Annotated in this window: 18 protein-coding genes; 9 read left to right on the forward strand and 9 right to left on the reverse strand. The window is 60.2% G+C overall.

Features of this window, described 5'->3' with window-relative positions:
* The first annotated feature begins 15 nt into the window (after positions 1-15).
* From FZZ90_RS02890 to FZZ90_RS02905, 4 genes are read left to right on the forward strand one after another with little or no spacing between them, the layout of a single operon-like run.
* Positions 16-990, forward strand: a complete 975-nt coding sequence (locus tag FZZ90_RS02890; protein ID WP_226424251.1) for a transglycosylase SLT domain-containing protein — start codon at positions 16-18, stop codon at positions 988-990.
* Between the two features lie 43 nt (positions 991-1033).
* On the forward strand, positions 1034-1705 hold the full coding sequence (locus tag FZZ90_RS02895; protein ID WP_226424252.1) for a hypothetical protein: 672 nt from the start codon (positions 1034-1036) through the stop codon (positions 1703-1705).
* Positions 1706-1734: 29 nt separating this feature from the next.
* Complete coding sequence (locus FZZ90_RS02900; protein WP_226424253.1) at positions 1735-3060, forward strand: O-acetylhomoserine aminocarboxypropyltransferase/cysteine synthase family protein; 1326 nt, start codon at positions 1735-1737, stop codon at positions 3058-3060.
* A gap of 17 nt (positions 3061-3077) precedes the next feature.
* Positions 3078-3971, forward strand: coding sequence for a homoserine O-succinyltransferase (locus FZZ90_RS02905; RefSeq protein ID WP_226424254.1), 894 nt, complete (start codon positions 3078-3080; stop codon positions 3969-3971).
* Positions 3972-3994: 23 nt separating this feature from the next.
* Here the strand turns inward: FZZ90_RS02905 and FZZ90_RS02910 are convergent, their stop codons facing one another.
* Positions 3995-4312 (reverse strand): hypothetical protein, encoded by a 318-nt coding sequence (locus FZZ90_RS02910; protein WP_226424449.1) that lies wholly within the window; start codon positions 4310-4312, stop codon positions 3995-3997.
* Positions 4313-4371: 59 nt separating this feature from the next.
* Here FZZ90_RS02910 and FZZ90_RS02915 point away from each other — a divergent pair, with 59 nt between their 5' ends.
* A complete protein-coding gene (locus tag FZZ90_RS02915) occupies positions 4372-4956 on the forward strand; it encodes an alpha-ketoglutarate-dependent dioxygenase AlkB (protein WP_226424255.1) in 585 nt (194 codons plus the stop codon).
* On the opposite strand, the gene FZZ90_RS02920 is transcribed toward FZZ90_RS02915, so the two are convergent.
* Positions 4947-5861 (reverse strand): AEC family transporter, encoded by a 915-nt coding sequence (locus FZZ90_RS02920; RefSeq protein ID WP_226424256.1) that lies wholly within the window; start codon positions 5859-5861, stop codon positions 4947-4949. The genes FZZ90_RS02915 and FZZ90_RS02920 overlap by 10 nt on opposite strands.
* Positions 5862-6333: 472 nt before the next feature.
* On the opposite strand from FZZ90_RS02920, the gene FZZ90_RS02930 reads away from it, so the two are divergent.
* Complete coding sequence (locus tag FZZ90_RS02930; RefSeq protein WP_186497474.1) at positions 6334-6723, forward strand: AbrB family transcriptional regulator; 390 nt, start codon at positions 6334-6336, stop codon at positions 6721-6723.
* A gap of 462 nt (positions 6724-7185) precedes the next feature.
* Here the strand turns inward: FZZ90_RS02930 and FZZ90_RS02935 are convergent, their stop codons facing one another.
* The 4 genes from FZZ90_RS02935 to FZZ90_RS02950 are packed head-to-tail and all read right to left on the reverse strand — an operon-like array spanning position 7186 to position 10851.
* Complete coding sequence (locus FZZ90_RS02935) at positions 7186-7929, reverse strand: amino acid ABC transporter ATP-binding protein (protein ID WP_226424258.1); 744 nt, start codon at positions 7927-7929, stop codon at positions 7186-7188.
* Positions 7926-8900: an amino acid ABC transporter permease gene (locus tag FZZ90_RS02940; protein WP_226424259.1), complete on the reverse strand. Its 975-nt coding sequence runs from the start codon at positions 8898-8900 to the stop codon at positions 7926-7928. The genes FZZ90_RS02935 and FZZ90_RS02940 overlap by 4 nt, the downstream gene beginning before the upstream one ends.
* Entirely contained in the window at positions 8900-9790 is an 891-nt protein-coding gene (locus FZZ90_RS02945; RefSeq protein ID WP_226424260.1) for an ABC transporter permease subunit, read from the reverse strand. The genes FZZ90_RS02940 and FZZ90_RS02945 overlap by 1 nt, the downstream gene beginning before the upstream one ends.
* Positions 9790-10851: an amino acid ABC transporter substrate-binding protein gene (locus FZZ90_RS02950; RefSeq protein ID WP_226424261.1), complete on the reverse strand. Its 1062-nt coding sequence runs from the start codon at positions 10849-10851 to the stop codon at positions 9790-9792. The genes FZZ90_RS02945 and FZZ90_RS02950 overlap by 1 nt, the downstream gene beginning before the upstream one ends.
* A gap of 90 nt (positions 10852-10941) precedes the next feature.
* Between FZZ90_RS02950 and FZZ90_RS02955 the strand changes: the two genes are divergently transcribed.
* Positions 10942-11265, forward strand: a complete 324-nt coding sequence (locus FZZ90_RS02955; RefSeq protein WP_226424262.1) for a hypothetical protein — start codon at positions 10942-10944, stop codon at positions 11263-11265.
* Here FZZ90_RS02955 and FZZ90_RS02960 read toward each other — a convergent pair.
* Complete coding sequence (locus tag FZZ90_RS02960) at positions 11244-12806, reverse strand: SulP family inorganic anion transporter (RefSeq protein ID WP_226424263.1); 1563 nt, start codon at positions 12804-12806, stop codon at positions 11244-11246. The two genes, FZZ90_RS02955 and FZZ90_RS02960, sit on opposite strands and share 22 nt — an antisense overlap.
* A 30-nt stretch (positions 12807-12836) precedes the next feature.
* Positions 12837-14150, reverse strand: a complete 1314-nt coding sequence (locus tag FZZ90_RS02965) for an FAD-binding oxidoreductase (protein ID WP_226424264.1) — start codon at positions 14148-14150, stop codon at positions 12837-12839.
* On the opposite strand from FZZ90_RS02965, the gene FZZ90_RS02970 reads away from it, so the two are divergent.
* On the forward strand, positions 14091-15188 hold the full coding sequence (locus FZZ90_RS02970; RefSeq protein WP_226424265.1) for a sirohydrochlorin chelatase: 1098 nt from the start codon (positions 14091-14093) through the stop codon (positions 15186-15188). The genes FZZ90_RS02965 and FZZ90_RS02970 overlap by 60 nt on opposite strands.
* Positions 15189-15594: 406 nt before the next feature.
* On the forward strand, positions 15595-15861 hold the full coding sequence (locus tag FZZ90_RS02975; RefSeq protein WP_226399210.1) for a DUF2811 domain-containing protein: 267 nt from the start codon (positions 15595-15597) through the stop codon (positions 15859-15861).
* Here the strand turns inward: FZZ90_RS02975 and FZZ90_RS02980 are convergent.
* Entirely contained in the window at positions 15842-17485 is a 1644-nt protein-coding gene (locus FZZ90_RS02980) for a GMC oxidoreductase (RefSeq protein WP_226424266.1), read from the reverse strand. The two genes, FZZ90_RS02975 and FZZ90_RS02980, sit on opposite strands and share 20 nt — an antisense overlap.
* Positions 17486-17504: the final 19 nt, after the last annotated feature.

Raw genomic sequence — 17504 nt, forward strand, 5'->3', positions numbered from 1 at the left:
CGCCCCTGCCTCACCATGCGCAGCCGCAATGTGCTGGTTGTCTCGGCCATCACGGCAAGCCTGCTGACTGGGCTTTTGCTGAAACCAAAACAGCCGGAGGCTGCAGCCGAAGCGGTGGTTTCCAAGCCAGTGGTGATGGCACCAGTGCTGCTTCCGGCCCAAGCCAGCCAACCGACAACGAAAGACGGCCGTCAGTACCCCCTTGTGCCAGCGGAGTCAGCCGAGCTGGCAGCACTGCTGGTTGCTGTTGAACAGGCTCTAAGGGATCCCGCCACACCGGCCGAGGCACTGCCCGATCTCGGCCATCAACAACAGGTGATCTACCGGGTCTTATCGACAGACGAACCCAGATCTCAGCAGGTCGTTAAGGCGTTACCCCCGCGCTGGCGCAGCGTGGCCGAACGCCACCTGGCGGCACGGCGCGAATTCGTTCGCATGAGCCGCGGCCGTGGGCCGACGATGCTCCCCGCCTGGCGGATCATTCAGCCCGAACCGGCGGCGGATCTGCTCAGCTATTACCGCAAGGCCGAGGCGGCGACAGGGATCGAATGGGAAGTATTGGCGGCCGTGAATCTGGTTGAAACGGGCATGGGTCGCATCGATGGCATCTCCGTAGCCAATGCCCAGGGCCCGATGCAGTTCCTACCTACCACCTGGGCTGAACCGGGGATTGGCGCCGGGGACATCCGCGATCCCCACGACGCCATCCAGGCAGCAGCGCGCTACCTGGTCAGGCGGGGCGGACTGCAGGACATTCGCCGCGGCCTCTGGGGCTACAACAACAGCGATTACTACGGCCGCGCCGTACTGCTCTATGCCTCACTGATGAAAGAGGACCCCACGGCCTACACCGGGTTGTATCACTGGGAAATCCACTTCAATGCTGCAGACGGCGATCTTTGGCTGCCGGTGGGTTACAACCAACCGCAGCGCATCTCGGTTGAGAAGCATCTGCAGGCCAACCCCGCCAGCAAATCACCAAACCGGTGAGCATCGACACCTACGCTGAGACCTGGCGTGATCCAGGAAGCGGGTGTCCAAGGAAACCTCCCATCGCGGTGATGAACTGAAGGGTCTCGGCTGGTCCGAGGCTGATGTGGCTCGCTACGTCGAGCTCTGGGAATACCGGCAGCGCTGGGGAGCCATGAATTTGGAGCGGGAGGATCGCCTGTTCCTGCGTAAAGCCGAAAAAGCTCTGCCGGCGCTTGTGACTGGTCGGGCCGCCGCCAAGAAGCCAATCAAAGACAAGACCTACTACCGCTGGCTGCGCTTCCATCTCGATGCGATGACCGAAGCCGAAGCGGGCATGGGCCTAGGCGACGGTGAACGCGGAGCATGGCCTGTGCTGCTGGAGGCCGAACTCCGTCTGCTCGACCATTACGAGCCCGTGCTCGGCTTGCCCGACACGTTGAAGGCCAAAGCCCTCAGCCCCTTGCGTGAAAAGCTCACCGCTCAAGTGGCCTCCCTCGGCAACACCAAGGCCTACGACTTCCAGGCGCCCCTGATTGCGCTGAAAGCGGAAGACAGCAGCAACCGCTGGAAGCACCTGCGCGAGGTGGACGCCAGTGATCGCACCTATCCCCTGCTCAGCTCAGATGGCGTGGCTGGATTCCGCAGCGAAGCGCACCGCGACATCCAAGCCGTGATCCGCAGCACATTCCCCTCTTTGGCGGAAACCGACAAACCCGAGCTCTCTGACGACTAGAACTGGGGCAGTGGCCCCCGCCGAAGACCATGTCTCACCGTTTCGAGACCCTGCAACTGCACGCCGGGCAGTCCCCAGATAGCGCAACAAACGCGCGGGCGGTTCCGATCTATCAGACCAGCTCCTACGTCTTCAATGACGCCGAACACGGAGCCAACCTTTTCGGTCTGAAGGAGTTCGGGAACATCTACACCCGCCTGATGAATCCCACCACCGACGTGTTTGAAAAACGCGTCGCCGCCCTTGAAGGCGGGGTGGCCGCACTGGCGACAGCCTCCGGGCAGTCGGCTCAGTTCCTGGCGATCACCAACTGCATGCAGGCGGGAGACAACTTCGTTTCAACGTCTTACCTGTACGGCGGCACGTACAACCAGTTCAAGGTGCAGTTCCCGAGATTGGGAATCGACGTGCGTTTTGCCGAAGGCGACGACGTCGCGAGCTTTGCAGCACAAATCGACGACAACACCAAAGCGCTCTACGTCGAGGCGATGGGAAATCCCCGCTTCAACATTCCCGATTTTGAGGGTCTTTCTGCGCTTGCCAAAGACAAAGGCATCCCATTGATCGTCGACAACACCCTGGGGGCCTGTGGGGCTCTGCTGCGACCGATTGAGCATGGCGCCGATGTGGTGGTTGAAAGTGCCACCAAGTGGATCGGGGGCCACGGCACCAGCCTGGGGGGTGTGATCGTGGATGCCGGCACGTTCAATTGGGGCAACGGCAAGTTCCCGTTGATGAGCCAGCCCAGCGCTGCTTATCACGGCTTGGTGCACTGGGATGCGTTTGGCTTCGGCAGTGACGTCTGCAAAATGCTTGGCCTGCCGGATGACCGCAACATCGCCTTCGCGCTGCGGGCCCGGGTGGAGGGCTTACGAGATTGGGGTCCGGCAGTCAGTCCGTTCAACAGCTTCTTGCTGCTGCAGGGCCTGGAAACCCTGAGCCTGCGCGTTGAGCGCCACACCGAAAACGCCATGGCCCTGGCCACCTGGCTGCAGACCCATCCCGCCATTGCCCATGTGAGCTATCCCGGACTGGCCAGTGATCCTTACAACGCTGCCGCGAAGAAATACCTGACAGGCCGCGGGATGGGATGCATGCTGATGTTCTCCCTCAACGGTGGCTACGACGATGCAGTTCGCTTCATCGACAGCCTCAAGCTGGCCAGCCACCTTGCCAACGTGGGCGATGCCAAAACGCTGGTGATTCACCCCGCGTCCACGACCCACCAGCAACTGAGTGAGGCTGAACAAGCCTCGGCTGGCGTGACCCCCACGATGGTGCGGGTCTCTGTCGGACTCGAGCACATCGACGACATCAAGGCCGACTTCGAGCAGGCCCTAGCCGTTCTCAGCTGAATGACGACCCAGCCCCCATGGCGCTGATCCTTCCTGGCAGTTACCACAAAATCGCAGAGGTTGAACGCAACCGGATTTCCTGGATTCAGCCTGAACAGGCCGAACGCCAGGACATTCGGCCCCTGCGTATCGGCATTTTGAACATCATGCCGCTGGGCAAGCAGTACGAGTTCAACCTTCTGCATCCACTGGGCCTTTCGGTGCTGCAGATCGAACCGATTTGGATTCGACTCAACTCCCATGCCTACAAAAGTTGGGATCAAAACCATCTCGACCAGCTCTATGTGAGCTGGGATGAAGCCTTGTCCCAGGGTCCCCTGGATGGCTTGATCATCACCGGTGCCCCCGTGGAACACCTGCCCTTTGAACAGGTCAGTTACTGGAATGAACTGGTCCAGTTGATCGAGGAAGCGCGAAGCACTTGTGCCAGCACACTCGGCCTGTGCTGGGCCGGTTTCGCCCTCGCCTACCTTGCAGGCGTCGACAAGGTGGCCTTCCAGCAGAAGCTGTTCGGGATCTACCCGATGCGCAGCCTTGTTCCGGGGCATCCGTTGATGGGAACCCAAGACGACCATTTCGTCTGCCCCCAAAGCCGTCATGCCGGACTACCCGATGCCGCCATGGAAGCCGCCGAACGGGATGGACGTCTTCGTTTGCTCGCCCACGGCGAACACGTGGGCTACACCATTTTCGAGACACCGGATCAGCGGCAGCTCATGCACCTCGGCCACCCCGAATACAACGTGGGACGGATCCTCGGAGAAATGGAACGCGACCAGGCCCGGGGAGATGTTCCTCCGCCTGAAAATTTCGATGCAGCCCAACCCCAGACCCTGTGGCGGTCCCACCGAAACCTTCTGTTCCAACAGTGGCTTTGGTTCTGCTACCAGCGGGTCAGCCTGAAAGCCTGATCAGGCTTGGCTAGGCAGCACCATCAACCGTTTCGTTTCGGGGTGGGTTCCAGATTGACCGAAGGCTCGTGAGCGACGGCATCCGGACGCTCAGCTGATTTGCGATTGAGTTCCCTCTCCAGCGATGCGATACGTCTCTCGCGCAGGCAATGACGGCATCCACCCAGGGTTTGAAGATGCTTTTCCGGTGTGATTGTGATCGGTTGAACCGGATGGGCGTTGCAACGGATTTGAACGGGACTCTTGTAACTGCGCCAGCGGATCAAGCTGTAATCGAATTGATCACCGAAACGCTGTACGGCGCGCTTGAGGAATTCGTCTTGGGTGATGCGGGCTCCCATGCCACCGAATGTATGGGACAGTCTCAGAAACGAAGCGACCTCGTCATCCGACGTCACGAATGGCCATCCATCCAGCCGCAGCTGAAACGGACTGGTCCCTGCATGAGGGTTGGCTGAAGCCAGATCTTGCGAGGCACTGGCAAACACAGCTTGAACACCAGCTCCAGTGGGAGCAGCCCGTCGTTCAGGTCTATGGCAAACGCCACCCGGTCCCCCGAATGACGGTGTTTCTTGCCAATGAAGGAATTCACTATCGGTACAGCGGTGCCATTCACACCGGCTGTGGCTGGCCTGAATGGTTCAAGCCATTGCTCCACCAGGTGAATGAAACCTGTGAGACCCACTTCAACGGATGCCTGCTCAATTTGTATCGCCATGGCGATGACCGCATGGGTTGGCACGCCGATGACGAACCGGAAATTGATCAGCGGGCTCCGATTGCCTCCCTTTCACTCGGGGCGACACGGGATTTTCAGCTCCGCCACCGCAACACTGCTCAGCCGAAGATGTCTTTGCCGTTGGCCGATGGTGACCTTCTGGTGATGCATCCGGGGTGTCAGAGCCGATGGATGCACAGCGTTCCCCAGCGACGCAAAGTGCAGAGCACCCGCATCAACCTGACCTTTCGCCGTTTTCAGAACTGAGATCGCAGCAGCACGCCCCATGCGGGCGCTGTCATCAAGGCCAGCAACGTGCTCCAAAACACCAGCCCGGCGGCCCGCTCCTGATCAGCACCCACAGACTCTGCAATCAGCAAAAGAGAGATTGCCGTGGGCGCGGCTCCTTGCAGAGCAACCGCCTGAACCATCAGTGGCTTGAACTGCAACAACGACGCAAGCAGCAACAGGAGCAACGGATAGAGCAGGAGTTTTGCCACCAGTGGCTTGAGCAGCTGCACAGGACGTGCCGCCGGAGCAATGCCCTGACGATGAATGCTGCCCAGGCGCATGCCCACCACCATGAGAGCCAGCACAATCACGCAGCGGGAAGGCCACCACAGCGCATCGGCCACCGCCCCAGACCATGGGGTTGCCTGAACCAGCAAAGCGCCGATGAGCCCTCGGGTTGCCGGACTCCCAGCAACGCTGCTCAGAAGACCACGCAACCTTTGGGAACCATCGACCGCCCCCCCGATCAGCAGTGGTCCCAGGCTCCAGACCAGCAGTGTCGCCCCGAGGTCGTAGCCAATACTGATGGGCAGAGCATCCTCGGGAAGGAAGGCCAGGGCGAGAGGAACTCCGAAATAGGCCGTGTTTCCGGTGCAGCTGCCGAGCCGCAACGCGGGAGAGGCCAGCTCAGCCAATCCCGGAAGGCGCGCTGCACCCACCAGAACAAGGCCCATGGCGAGCACCGCAAGACCTGCGGCCTGCAACATGTCGCCGCTGAGGCCACCCTTCAACAGCAGGCCCATCACACTGATCGGCACACCGAAGCGCACCAGCGGTGCGGCCAAGCGGGTGGACAGGGTTTCATGGCGTCGACCAGCCCAGAACCCAATCAGAAGAGAGGGCACAAGCTCCAGCAAAAACCGAAGAATTGGCACCTCCATCAGACAAATCGACCCTAGAAACCTGAGGTGACCGATGCCTCAGCCCCAGGCGTAATCTGACTCCCGATCGGCCGCGTGGAGCCAGCTGATGCAACCAGCTTCACGCCATCGCATCGTGCGCAGTGATCAATTAGAGGATGGGCTGACACGGCAGCGATTTGACAGCTACGACGCTGCCTACGATGAACTTGAGCATTACTACGGCGATTTTTGCTGCTCTGATGATGATCGTGTCGAGTACACGATCGTTTGTGAACCCTCAGACAGTCCTGAGGTTTAAACCACCGAAGAGACCTGAAAATCAGCCGGTCAAACTTCATCCCAGGAGAGCAGTCTCAAAATCCAGACCACAGAGACCCATCCCTAGATACCAACCTTTCAAACCACTAAGCCTTGGCAATATCGGCTCGAATGATTGACATCCAGCCAGCCAATCAGCTATGAACTATGTATCCATTGAGACGCATTAAAAATGCTGACTGGCTCCGATCTGCTTGCCAAGGTCAAAGAACTTGGAGATGTTTCCAAATCCGATCTGGTGAGAGCTTGCGGATACGTCTCTGACAAGAAAGATGGTGGTGATCGCCTGAACTTCACTGCCTTCTACGAGGCTTTGCTCGAGGCCAAGGGCGTGAATCTGAGCAGCGGCGGCGCTGCAATTGGCAAAGGCGGTCGCAAGCTGAGCTACATCGCCAAAGTGCAGGGCAACGGCAATCTGCTGATCGGCAAGGCTTACACCGCCATGCTGAACCTGGAACCCGGTGACGAGTTTGAGATCAAGCTTGGCAAGAAAGCCATCCGCCTGATCCCCACGGGTGCAGCTGCGGAGCACAGCGAAGCTGCCGACCAGGTTGACGAGTGATCAACTGATCCATCACCCCAAGGTGAATCCCTCTCAGCCCCTCCTGGTGCAGGAGGGGCTTTTTTTGGGCAACGACGCAACCAAGGCTCTACCGCAGCCACGGTGAGGCTGGCATCACAATTGTTGCTCGGTAAGGTGAGTCAGAGTGGAGCGACAGAGTTGAAATCATTCAGGGCAACCGTCGCTTCGTTCCTGAGCAATATCTTTCTGTTGGGGGGCTCAGTCGCCCTATCCATCCATATCGTGCTGACCTTTTTTCGGATGCACGGACTGGCGCTGACCCTCGCTTTTGTGGTGTTTTGGCTGATCAGCGTGACTGCCTACCTCCAATGGAAGCAGCAGCAGTCGAAGCCTCGAACTGTCAGCAAAGCTTCAACGCACGAAAGGAATAGCCGAAAGCCCACTGAGGCTTGGAGAGAACGACAGTCGGCCTGAAGCACTGCAGGAGGTTGTGCGAGCCGCTTAGTGCTGCATCTGATTGAGGAATCTGCGGCTGCGTTCTTCCCTGGCATTGCTGAAGAACGTCTCTGGGTCGGAGGTCTCCACCACCTGGCCCCGATCCATGAACATCACGCGATCGGCCACCTCACGGGCAAAGCCCAGTTCGTGGGTGACCACCACCATCGTCATGCCGCCTTTGGCCAACTGGCGCATCGCATCCAACACTTCCTTCACCCGCTCCGGATCCAAGGCGCTAGTGGGCTCATCGAACAGCATCACCTCAGGATCCAACGCAAGAGCCCGGGCGATTGCCACCCGCTGCTGCTGACCACCACTGAGCTGCGCTGGGTACTTGTGGGCCTGCTCGCGAATTCCCATCTGGTCAAGGAGCTCCATCGCCCGCTGCTCGGCAGCCGCCTTGACACGCCGTTGCACCTTGATCGGGGCAAGGGTGATGTTGTCGAGAATGGAAAGGTGAGGAAACAGGTTGAACTGCTGAAACACCATCCCCACGCGCTTGCGAATCGCCCGCACCTGACGTTCCACATGGGTGGCATCCAAAGGGACCCCGAGCACATCAAGAGCTCCACCGTCCAGCGTCTCCAGACCGTTGAAGGTACGGATCAGCGTGCTCTTACCGGACCCGGAGGGACCCATCACCACCAGCACTTCGCCGCTGTTCACCTCAAGGGTGACGCCATCGAGAGCTCGAACCCCTTGGCCATAGCTCTTGACCAAATCAGTGGCACGAATGGCGACAGTCATGAGGCGGAGCGGGCAGGATCAAGCTGAATTTCCAGGCGGCGGGCCAGCAGCGCCATGGCCGTACACGCCAGCCAGTAAACCGCAGCAAGCCAGAGATAGACCTCCAAATAGCGGCCGATGAAAGCCGGATTGGCCAACAGACTGCGGCTGATGCCCAGCAATTCCACCAAACCAAGAATGGCCATCAGGCTTGTGTTTTGCAGCAGACCCACCGCCTGGTTGGTGAGCGACGGAAGCGCGACCCGCAGCGCCTGGGGGAGCACCACCAATTGCAGCGATTGACGTGGCGACAGCCCCAGCACGGCTGCAGCTTCCCGCTGGGTGGGCGGAATTGCCTGCAGTCCACCGCGCACATCCTCTGCGATGTACGCCGCTGCAAATAAGGCGAAAGCGACAACCGCCCGCAGAACCCGGTTGATCTCAAGCCCTGCCGGCAGGAACAACGGAATCAGCAGTTGTCCGAAAAACAGAACCGCAATCAACGGAACAGCACGCATCAACTCGATGTAGGCGGAGCTGCTCCAACGCAGCACCGGCAGATCACTGCGCCGGCCGAGGGCCAGGAGGATCCCCAACGGAAGCGCCAAAGCACCACTGCCTCCCGTAAGCAGCAGCGTGAGCGTCAGACCACCCCAACTGCGCGTCCCCACCGGCAGCAAGCCCAAACCTCCGGCCAAAAGCCAGAGCCCCAGCGGTGCCATCACGATCCAGAACAACGGCAACCATCGGCGAAACCAGCCACGTTTCGGACCGACGAGAGTCAGCAGCGTGAGAGTGATCAGTGCAGCCATCCACAGCAGCGGTCGCCAACGTTGATCCGCTGGAAAACTGCCCACGGCATACAGCGGCAGATTTGTGCTCACCACAGACCAGTCGGCCCCAACCACCAGCCAATGCAGCATTGACCAGCCAGCCCATCCGAGCAAAGCCAGCAGCAGCAGAGTGATCCCACGATCCAACCAACGGTTCATCAACGGCTCCTGTTGAGACGACCCAGCACGGCACGGTTGAAGGCAGCCATGCCGCCGCTGATCAACAAATTCAGCAGCAGAAAGCTGAGCAGCAGCAGCAGGAAGCCTTCAATGGCGCGGCCGGTTTGGGTGATGGTGGTGTCACTGACGGCGTAGAGATCGGCGTAGCCCACGGCAATCGCCAGGGTGCTGTTCTTGGCGAGATTGAGGTACTGGCTCGTGAGCGCAGGAAGAATCGCAGGCAGCGCCTGCGGCAACACAATCCGACGCAGCCCTAGCCCTTCCCCAAGCCCAAGGCTGCGAAAGGCCTCCCACTGGCCGCGTGGAACAGCGTTGATGCCACCGCGCACGATCTCTGCAATCGACGCACCCGTGAACACCGTGAGGCCGACAAGAACCGCACAAAATTCAACGCTGAGGTTCAGGCCCAAGAACTGAATGCCCTGATTCGAAAGCCGGATCAACCCACCGATCGGCACCGACGGAAGGCCAAGGAAGGCAACGAAATACCAGAACAGCAACTGCAGGAGCAGAGGGACCTGACGAATCAACGCCACGTAGCCCCCGGCCAGGCTGCGCAGCAATCGGTTGTTGCTGCTGCGAGCTGCACCAGCAGCAACACCCAGGACGGTGGCCAACACCAGACCAGCCGCGATCACCTTGAGGCTATTGAGCCAACCGATGGTCAAGGCCCAGAGGTAGCTATCGGATGGGGCATAGGGAAGAGCTGTTTCCGCCAAGGCAAAACCAGCGGGTCGGCCCAGCCAGCCAAAACCCAGCCCCAAGCCCGTCCGGATCAGATTGACGGCCAGATTGTTGACCAACAGAGCCAGCAGGCCGATCAGAACGGCGGCGACACCAACCTGAACCAGGAGACGACGCTGCCGCATCAGGTGAACGGTGGGGAAATCATCAAACCACCTTCACCGCCCAGGCGATTCGCCCCCCGTGGAATCGCCACGGCACTGTCCGGTCCGAGATGGCGGTCGTAGATCTCGCCGTAATTGCCCGTGGCACGGATCATTTGAACGACAAAGTCATCGGCGAGTCCGAGTTTGCGACCCAGGCCTGGATCCACACCCAAGAAGCGCCGCAGAGCGGTCTGGGAGGGATCGGCTGCGGCTTGCTTGACCACCGCATCCACATTCGCTTGGGTGATGCCCCGTTCCTCTGCTTCGATCAGGGCGTTGACCACCCAAGTCATGGCATCACCCATGGGCTGGTCCCCCCCCACCACAGCTGGAGCCAGAGGCTCCTTGCTGATCCGGTCATCAAGAATCAGATGCGCCTGGGGATCACTGAAACCTGAGCGCGCCGCCGCCAGTTGCGACCGATCAGACGTCATGGCTTCGCAGCGCCCCTGGAGGTAACCGCCAACCACCTGATTGAGGTCTTGGTATTTGATTGGTGTGTAAGGAAGCCCCTCGGAAGCGAAGGCATCGTTGAGGTTTTGCTCGGTCGTGGTACCCGATCCCACGCAAATGGCCTTGCCACTCAAATCAGCCAGCGCACGCACTCCGCTGGTGGCGTTCACCATCAGGCCCTGTCCGTCATGGAACACCACAGGCCCAAAGCGCAGCCCATTGCCCCCCACCGCATCGCGACTGAGGGTGTGGGTGGTGTTGCGGGACAACAGATCGATCTCGCCCGATCGCAAGGCGGTAAACCGCTCGGGCGCGGTTAGAGGCCGGTACTGAACCTTCTCAGAATCGCCAACAAAAGCAGCAGCCATGGCACGGCAGATGTCGACATCCAGGCCGGTGTAACGCCCATCAGGGCTGAGAAAACTGAAGCCTGGAATCTTGCCGCTCACCCCACAAAGCAACTCCCCACGCGCTTTGACCAAATCCAGACGCGAGCCAGCCGCACTGTCCAGTGACGCGCAGGACGCAAGGAAAGAGGACAACCCGGCCAACGCAACGATCAGAACACGCGAACTGGATCGGAACATCAGCGTTGGTACGAATCGGGTGGGATTGTCCCAGATCCCGAGCAAATCAATCACGTCCGACCTACTTTCACGGAAATAAGAGTGGGTGCAATGAGGGTCTGGGCCTGCCTTTTGGCCGGACTAATCGCTGGAACCACGGCTCCCGGTGCTGTCGCATGGGAGGAGCAAGAGCGTGGCAGTTACAACAACAAGATGGCGCTGTTGAGCTTTCTTCTTGAGAGTGCTCAAGAACGGGCTGGACGTGATGTTCAGACTCTTTGCCTGTTGATGAGCATTGGCAACGATGTCACCGAGCGGTACGTGGCGACCAACCCTGAGGACGTTCAGATTCAGCAGCGGCTCATGGCGATGCGCCAAGACCTCAGTGCCTGTCTTGCCAACCAAGCGGAGGCTCATGCATGGGCTGATTCCTGACCACCGATCCGCTCGAACAGATCAAGGCTTTCTTCATTCAGGCCAATCACGCTGACAACAGATCCACCGCTGCGGTATTTGCGGATGACCTGATCCAGCGCAGCCACGCCGCTCTGGTCCCATATATGGGCTGAGGAGAGGTCAATCGTGATGCGCTCGGGATGGTCGTGAAGATCAAATCCCTGGAGGAAATACACCTTGCTCACAAAAAACAGCTGACCCTGCACCCGGTACAACCGCTCCTGATCGCTGATCTCGATGGGCTCCACCTGAATCACCTTGGCCACCTTGCGACTGAACAGAATTCCGGCCAGTGCCACGCCAGCCAACACGCCAAGGGCGAGGTTGTGCGGGGTGGTGAGCATCGTGACGGCAAAGGTCATCAACATCACCGAGGTGTCGCTTTTGGGGATGCGACGCAGATTGCGCAGACCATTGATGTCAGCGGTGCTGACAGCGATGCTGATCATCACGGCCACCAGGGCCGCCATCGGAATTTGCTTGAGCCAGGGCCCAGCCAAAAGGATCATCGCCAGAAGGCTCACACCCGAGAACAGGGTTGAGAGTCGCGTACGACCACCGTTGTCCACATTCATCACGGACTGACCCACCAAGGCACAGCCAGCCATGCCACCGAACAGGGACGCGACGATATTGGCGATGCCCTGACCACGGGCCTCAACGTTTTTGTTGGTGGTGGTGTCGGTCTTGTCGTCGAGGATGTCCTGGGTCAGGAAGGTTTCCATCAGACCCACCAGGGAGATGGCCAAGGCTGTGGGGAGCACCAACCCAAGGGTGTCCAAGCTGAAGGGAACGCCGCCTTCACCGAAGGGAAGGCTGAAGGAGGGCAATCCTGACGGAAGGGTTCCGAGACTGCTGACGGTGGGAATGTCGAAGCTGAATCCCACAGTGATTGCGGTCAGAACAATGATGGCCACCAGCTGTGAAGGCACCACCCGGGTCAGCCTGGGAAGGCCATAGATGATCACCAAGCCCAGCAGAACCAAGCCCCAGACGACAGGGATCTGGCCGCCATGGGGGAGCAACGACGAGGCCCCATGGTCTCCATCTCCAGCGTGAAGGTTGAGACCGAGCTGGGGCAGCTGGGCCTGAAAAATCAGCAAGGCAAGCGCATTGACGAAGCCGCTCAGCACCCCTTGGGGAACAAAGCGCATCTGATAGGCAAGACGCAGATACCCCCAAAGAATCTGCAGCAGACCCGTCACCAGCCCAGCCACCATCAGGTACTGGACACCCAGGCCTGCCCCCCTGGCTTCACCGGTGGCCACAAGACCTGTCATCAACAGGGCAGTGGAGCCGGTGGCTGAGGTGATCATGGCCATGCGACCACCCACGACGGCGATGGTCAGCGACAGGCAGAACGCTCCGAACAGTCCCACTTTGGGATCGACACCAGCGATCCCCGAAAAGGCAATGGCCTCGGGAATCATCGCGAAAGCCACCACCAGACCAGAGAGCAGGTCTTTGCTGGGGTTGGCCAACCACTGATTCACCAGGGTTGGGCTGGATCGTTTGGCCATCAATGGATGCCGGTTAGCGGCGACCGTAAATCAGAGCGTCGGCAGGGTGCCTGCTGGATCCAAGCGCTGTTTCAGCTTTCGCAACTCGGGCAACCAGGAGCCGAACGCTGCCTCTAACTCTTTGTGATGGAAGGGCAGATGGTCATGAAACTGCGCCAGATGCACACCAGGGCAGACCGGCTGGAGGACCTGCCAGACCTCCTCTAACCAAGCGAGGCTGCGCCTGGAGCCCGGGGTATCCCCCGGGCTCCAGGCGGCCGTAATCCATGGTTTCCACTCGGCATTGCGGTGCACAAACGAGCTGGCCTCCACGTCAACCTGTTGCGTCGCCGCCCCAAGCTGCTGACAGGCCAGACTGCAAAGCGGATGAGGACGGTGCTGCAGCAAACGGCATAAATCCGGCATCAAAGGCCCCCAGAGCTCAGCAGCTGCCGGCCCCAACAAGCCGACCACCTCCGTGTGAGAGCGGGGAGGCATCGGAGCCGATCCCCTCAACGGTGGAAGCTGATGCAACCCTTCGATCTCCTGCGCACCAGCCCATGGGGCATCGGCAATCCGGAGCAACTGCACCGCGTCTGCGCTCTCCCAATGCCACTGCAGGCTGGCGCTGGAGTCGGCCGCTTCCGCCTGAAGCATGAACTCAGGCAGTTGATCCGGAGACACCACGCATTGCTCCACCCACAGCGGCACGAGCGGCTGGGTGGTCATGCGCAACTCGCTCACCACCCCCAGAAACGGCGCAGCACCACAGAGGCTCCGCCACTCCAGGGAACCAGCATCGGCAGCCCGAGACAGCGAAAAGGGGCTGCCATCTCCCCAGACCCCATGGATCTCGAGCACTTGATCAACAGCAAGCCCCACCTGCCGGCTCAGCGGCCCCATGCCGCCCGTGAGCACATAGCCAAGCCCAGGCAGACCCGACAAACCTGCAGCCACGGTTCGGGCGTGGGGAAGCAAGGCCTCCAGCACCTCTCCCATGCGGCAGCCCCCGCCAATCCAGACCGACTGATCAGCGGGCTGCCACTCCAGGCGCTGGAAGTGGGTTTGAAGATCAAGGGTCCAGTGGTCGGCCACGGCGGCCCGAGACGTGGTCCCCCCGCCACAGAGACGCAGCGGCCGGGGGCCGGTCCAGTTTTGAACCAAGGTCACCAACTCCTCTGGTCGGGGGGACACCAGACCGGAGCGCCTCGCATCAGCCGCCTGCGCATTGAAGAAAACGGGACGGTCTGAATCCATTGCGATGCGACCGATATCGTCAAACCATTGGAACAGCAGAGCGAGCTTTTGGCCGAACAGCACGAGGAAACCGGCAACGAGCGCCTTGGCGTTCTGATCTGCGGCCATGGCAGTCGAAACCGATTGGCCGTCGAAGAATTCGCCGAGATGGTGGACGCCCTGCGACCTCGGCTCGCCCCCATGCCGGTGGAGCACGGCTATCTGGAATTCGCCCGACCCATCCTTCGAGATGGCCTTGAAGCGCTCCGGGGAAAAGGCGTCACCAAGGTGCTGGCCATTCCAGCCATGCTTTTCGCCGCAGGGCATGCCAAGAACGACATCCCCTCTGTTCTGAACACCTACACGGCCGAAACGGGTTTACCGATCGATTACGGCCGGGAGCTGGGGGTGGACCGGTTGATGGTGTCGGCCGCCGGGGCCCGCGTTCAGGAGTGCCTGGATGCGGCGAAGCACGACGTTCCACTGGCCGAAACCCTGCTGGTGGTGGTGGGTCGAGGTTCCTCGGATCCAGACGCCAACTCCAACGTGGCCAAGGTGACGCGGCTGTTGGTGGAGGGATTTGGCTTCGGCTGGGGAGAAACGGTGTATTCGGGAGTGACGTTCCCCCTGGTGGAACCGGGGCTTCGTCACGCCGTGAAGCTGGGCTTCCGCCGGGTGGTGGTGGTGCCCTATTTCCTCTTTTCAGGGGTTCTGGTGAGCCGAATCCGCCAACACACCGAGCTGGTGGCTGCCGATCACCCCGAGGTGGAGTTTCTCTCTGCGGGCTATCTGGGCGACCACACCCTGGTGGTGGACACCTTCAAAGAACGGGTCGAAGAGGTCTTGCGGGGGGACACCGCCATGAACTGCTCACTCTGCAAGTACCGCGCCCAGGTGCTGGGCTTCGAACAGGACGTGGGACGCGCCCAGGAAAGCCACCACCACCACGTGGAAGGACTTGCGGAAAGCTGCACGCTCTGCGAGCTGGAGTGCACGGGTGCCTGCCAACCCGACGGCATCCCGATTGCCCATGACCACAGCCACCCTTCAGACCACAGCCATGGGTCAGATCACAGCCATGAACACCATCACCCCCCTTATCCCCACGCCGACCATCCCCTGGGGCCTACCACGTTGAAGCGCAACAACGGCATCCCTAAAGATTGATTCCATGGATCCAAAGAGAACCTGCTGTTGGCTTGTCGCCAATGACACGGTTCTCGAAAGCGACAGCAGCGACGAAGCAAAGATCAGGCTTTCTTATCGAAATTGCTTCGCAAGGGTTCACCCTCTTTTTCCACAAAAACTGACGTCGTTTTCCACAGACGGAAGTTGGCACGCCGGCTGTGACGGTCAACCTGTGAATTTCTGAGGGAATCGTGCCATCGGGTTGACAGACTGCCTATTCGACCTAGAGCAACCGCAGTTCGTCATTTCTTGTGCACTCAAACCCAGTCACAGACTGCAGTCTCATATCGTCTCACCTGCAATTCAACAAATGTCGACGGCTTTGACGCAAGCGCCGGTTGTGTGGCTTTCTTGGTGGGCGTTGGACAGGGACAAGCTGGAAGGAATGAACCGAAATCACCTCGAGCGATGCCATGAAAAGGGGACCACGGAGCGCGGAACTGCTTCAAAAGCCAGTTACGTCAGCCTGGAAACGGAAATCCCCGAGGTGCTCTATCGAGGCATGAAGGATTTCCTCGGGGAGAACCCCACCTGGGACCAATACCGCGTGATGAGTTCTGCTCTCGCCCACTTTCTGTTTCAGAACGGCTGTGACGACCGCGCGGTGACCGAGCGCTATCTCGACGATCTGTTCATCCGCCCCGACCACTGAAGGCCAGCAGACAGGCTCGACGGCTCAGGGCCATCATCGTCAGCGTTGGGCTCTGCCAGGCCGACGTCGGCCAACAGGCGCCATCCACCACAAGAACATTGGGAGCTCGCCAAAGACGGTTAGAGGAATCAACAACGCTGTTGGTCTCGCTTCCCCCCATCGCAGCCCCTCCAACCTCGTGGATGTAGTAGCCCGGGGGGGCTGCGCCGTCAGACAGCGCAACAGCACCCTCCAGAAAAGGCTCAACCAAGGGCAGGTGAAAGAGGTCTTTGATCGATTTAGCTTCGCCTCCGGCGGCGGCAATGCAGGACTGGATCGAAGCGCGCATGTGCCTCACCATTGCCAATTCATTGCCGCTCCATCGGCAGGCAATCGAAGGGACACGCACGCCCCAGCGATCCGTGCGCTCGCTCAGGGTCACCCTGTTTTCAGCCCTGGGAAGAACTTCGCCATGACCAATGAGGAAACCGGTGATGCTTGAAGGGCGACGCCGCAACCACCGCGGCGGATCAAACCGTCCAATGCCACCCCAGAGGCCATAGCCACCCTGAAAATCAGCCGATGGCAGGTGTCGGCCAAACGGAACAAAAAAACTTCCAGCCCCCGTGAGCGTGGGCTGTTCCCCATGTACAGCCTCGGGGAAGGCAAAAAACTGCGATGTGGACACATGGTCCATCAAGCGTGTGCCAAGTCGCCCTGAAGGGTCGTCCAAACCGTTGCTCTGTTCCCCACGACGGGAACGCAACAGGATGGACACGGTCTGAATCGTGGAAGCAGCCAAGACCACGAGATCCGCCTTCAACTCCTTGCGGTTGCCGTTGGATTGGTCAACGGCAACCACACCAATGGCTTTGTCTCCGCCGGCACCCATCAACAGATGCTCCACCAAATGCGCAGAAAGCAGCTGTGTGCGTCCTGTGGCCATGGCGCGGGGAAGGCTGCTGCCGCGACTGCTGGAGCGGGGCCAGGCGGGGGCCGCTCCCTGCGGCGCCGGACCAAACCCCCTTGAGGGAATCACGGGATACCCCAACCGTTGCCTCACAGCTTCAGCAAAACGCTGTTCCGCCGGAGTCGCCGCCAGAGCCGGTTGCGTTTCGCCATCCGGCAGATGATTCAAACCATCGCGCCCACCATGAACGCCAAGCCAGCGCTCCAGTTCGGAGTAGTGAGGTGTCAGCTCACCGCTGCGCAAAGGCCAACTGACCTGTTCACCCTCCACATCCACACCGGCCAGATCCTCATCGGAGAGACGCAGGGTGATGCCACCCCAGGTGAGGCTGCGGCCGCCAACCTGCAAGCCTCGCGTCCACAGAAACGGCTGTTCCGCCGGGTGCTCATAGGGATGCAGACGCTCGTCGGCATACAGACGAGGGTTGGCTTTCCAGTAGCCAGGATGCTGGGACTGCTGGCGATGGCTACCGCTGGTCAGGCCCACGATCCGCCGCAGCAGATTTCCTGGTTCAGCCCCGAAGGCTTGCGTGCTGTTGAGGTCAGGTCCTGCCTCCACCACGAGCACGCGCGCTCCTGCTTCAGCCAAGGTCATGGCGGCCACGCCGCCACTCGCTCCAGAGCCAACAACAATGGCGTCCCAGGGGCCATCGCAGTTCATGGAGCGACTGCTCATGGAGGTACGACGGGCAAAA

Source organism: Synechococcus sp. MU1617, assembly GCF_020514235.1.
Classification (GTDB): domain Bacteria; phylum Cyanobacteriota; class Cyanobacteriia; order PCC-6307; family Cyanobiaceae; genus Parasynechococcus.